Raw genomic sequence first — 2903 nt, forward strand, 5'->3', positions numbered from 1 at the left:
TCGTAATACTAAATGTTTACTATTATTTATTATATATGATACAAATATAGTATACATATTTATTATATACACTATTTATATATTTAAATATTGTTAAATATATTATTTTAATATAACTAAAAACATTAAAACATGTCACTCACAAGAGAAGAGCTGCTAAAGGAAGTTATGGAGATGATGACTAAGAGTAATATTTCTGGCTACAAGCTATCAAAAGCTACAGGAGTAGCCCCAATATCTATTAGTCGATGGAAGACTGGAAAAGCTGAGCCAGCAACAACAACATTACATAAGCTGCATAAGTATTTATATGCTTACCTGAACACCCCACAAATGTTGAGTAATGAAGATATTGCGCAAATAATAAGCAGTGATATAGCTGCAAAACTGGTAAAGAGTAATTTTAAACTTATATCGTTGGTTCAAAGGCGCAGTATGGATGAATATATATCCAAGCATGAAGATGAATCATTCTTATACAATCTTCCTACAATACCATTAAGGATAGACGAATCTTTTAAAGGTAAATACATGTGCTTTGAGATTGACGGCGATGGCATGAATGACGGAAGCAATAAATCGTTACTAGATGGCGATATAGTACTTGGAAGGGAAATACAAAGGGGTTCATGGGGGCATAACATACAGGTATCAGACTTCTATTTTATAATTGTTTCGAATAATAATATTTCAATATGCAAAATATTAGACAACAATATACACGGAAGGGAATTTATTTGCGAACCATTGAACCCTATATACGGAGAAAAGTACTCAATAAGAATGTCTGACGTACAGGAATTGTACCATGTCGTAAAATTAGTAGACAGGCAAATAAGGCTTTAATACACAATTACATTAACTAAAACTAAAAACATCATGCCTAAATTAAGCAACAAGGCTATATCTGTAAATAAAAATATAGAAGACAGAGTAGATATTATAAAGAAAGGATTATTAGATAGTAAAAATGTAAAATCGGGTAGGGAATTTGCCGAAAGCATTGGATATCTTGATAGCAATTTAGCAAAGATCGGGGGCAGTGGTAATTATTCTTATTCGCTTAGTTCGATAGCTTTACTATGCGTTAATTTCAATATAAATGCAAATTGGATTGTATGCGGTATTGGTGATACTGAACAGGATTTTTCTATATCCAAATTGCCATCAGATAACGACAAAATAGAATTTCAGATAAAAACAAGATTTTTTGAGTTTGCAGACAATTTAATTAATAAAAGTAGATTTTCAAGCTTATATGATATATCTAAATCTATGGGTGTGCATAGACAACAACTTTATACAATTAAAGAAAGAGTAGATAAATCATTACCTCCACATATGGCTGCTTTTATGATAGAGAACCATGCTTTAAATGCTAATTGGCTGCTTACAGGAGAAGGTGATATGTTCAGAAGATAGATTTAATAGATTTACTTTTATCATTGAGATTTTCATTAACGAAATCAATCACCTGACGGTTACATTTATCTATTAAAGACCAATCACGCTTTATATACTTATTTGTAACCCTAAAATCAATACTTGCATGATTGAGGCATTTGGCTATATGGCTGTCAATAATATTGCAATTATGTGATGCTATTGTAGCCCAAGAGTGACGTGCTGAGTACATAGTAAGGTTGTCTATCCCTAAACTATCACGAATTGAAATAAAACCGTCACTAAGCGACATATTGAAGTTCTTAGAGTTTGCAAATCTCTTGTATATATTGAATGTATATTTATTATCTTTATCTAAATACTTTCCAATAAGCTCCAGTATCTCGGGTTCTATATTTACGGATATTTCAGCCTTATCAATACGTCCGTCTTTTGTTTTGCTTCTCTGATAGGTTATTCGATTATCTTTTACTTTTGTTTTACAAGAAAATATATCCTTTGCGTTCATGCCTATAAGATAGAATGATAATAAGAACATATCCTTTGCTAACTGTTCTGTTTCATTTTTTGGTTGATAGTTAATAATAGATATTACGACATCTACACCCGCAGCCTTTTGTCTAGCCTCTGGAATCTTTGGGAGTTTATACCTTATAAATGGGTAGTTACTTATTTTTACTATTCCATAATCTTCATCATTGTATTTTAATCTACCCTCATTAAATACTGATCTGATACAAGACATATACAAGGCAATCCCACGCATACCAACACCATTCTTTATTAGATATTTTTCAAAAGAGAGTAGGAGAGTAGAAGTTATTTCCTTAAATTCTAGTCTACCCTTTGAAAATTCATACAGCTTGTTATATGCAGCCCTGTAATTTTCATACGAAGAACGCCCCTTTAATTTCATTTCTTCGTAATGACATTTCATGAAAGCCAAATAATCAATATATTCTATTTTAGGATGGGCTAGTTCTGATAATTTCTTAGCAAGGCTTTTAGCGTCAAATCGACTAAGTTCTCCGATACTTAATAGATTATCCCTGTATAATAAGACTTCTTTGTCAATAATATTTTTAAGTTTTCTATCAATGATATTTAAATTTTCATCAAGATATATTTCGGATACCATGAATGTTGTTGGAATGTATAATTGCTTTCTCTCGTGAGTTAACCTAATCTTTACATTATATGTACCATCTTCTTTTTTGTGGTGTTTTAGAATAACTGCTTTAATCGTTGTTGCCATATATTTAATGATTTTAGTCAGGTAAACTTACTTCTTTATTTGTTATACTATTGTAATACAAAATATTTTTTAACGCTCAGATGTAATACTATTGTAATACATTTTGGATAAAATAGAATGAAAAAATGATTGTACTTTAATTGTCATGTAATCCCATAAAAAGGCTTCAATACTCAGAAGCCTTTATTTGTGGAGAATATCGGACTCGAACCGATCACCTTTAGACTGCCAGTCTAACGCTCTA

At 31.0% G+C, this 2903-nt stretch carries 3 protein-coding genes; 2 read left to right on the forward strand and 1 reads right to left on the reverse strand.

Annotated features, from left to right (window positions below; genetic code table 11):
* The first annotated feature begins 132 nt into the window (after positions 1–132).
* Together JGH11_RS19605 and JGH11_RS19610 are read left to right on the forward strand one after the other, a co-directional pair.
* Positions 133–846, forward strand: a complete 714-nt coding sequence (locus tag JGH11_RS19605; RefSeq protein WP_201114590.1) for a helix-turn-helix transcriptional regulator — start codon at positions 133–135, stop codon at positions 844–846.
* Positions 847–879: 33 nt separating this feature from the next.
* The gene (locus tag JGH11_RS19610; protein ID WP_201114592.1) at positions 880–1422 is read left to right on the forward strand and encodes a hypothetical protein; all 543 of its coding nucleotides are present in this window, start codon (positions 880–882) and stop codon (positions 1420–1422) included.
* Here JGH11_RS19610 and JGH11_RS19615 read toward each other — a convergent pair.
* Positions 1412–2659, reverse strand: a complete 1248-nt coding sequence (locus JGH11_RS19615; RefSeq protein ID WP_201114594.1) for a site-specific integrase — start codon at positions 2657–2659, stop codon at positions 1412–1414. The genes JGH11_RS19610 and JGH11_RS19615 overlap by 11 nt on opposite strands.
* Positions 2660–2903 lie beyond the last annotated feature (244 nt).

The organism is Dysgonomonas sp. Marseille-P4677 (genome assembly GCF_016652235.1).
Taxonomy (GTDB): domain Bacteria; phylum Bacteroidota; class Bacteroidia; order Bacteroidales; family Dysgonomonadaceae; genus Dysgonomonas.

Excerpts from the sequence above, each read along its gene's own strand:
- JGH11_RS19605 (WP_201114590.1), top strand. The coding sequence starts at position 133 with ATGTCACTCACAAGAGAAGAGCTGCTAAAGGAAGTTATGGAGATGATG.
- JGH11_RS19610 (WP_201114592.1), top strand. The coding sequence starts at position 880 with ATGCCTAAATTAAGCAACAAGGCTATATCTGTAAATAAAAATATAGAA.
- JGH11_RS19615 (WP_201114594.1), bottom strand. The coding sequence starts at position 2,659 with ATGGCAACAACGATTAAAGCAGTTATTCTAAAACACCACAAAAAAGAA.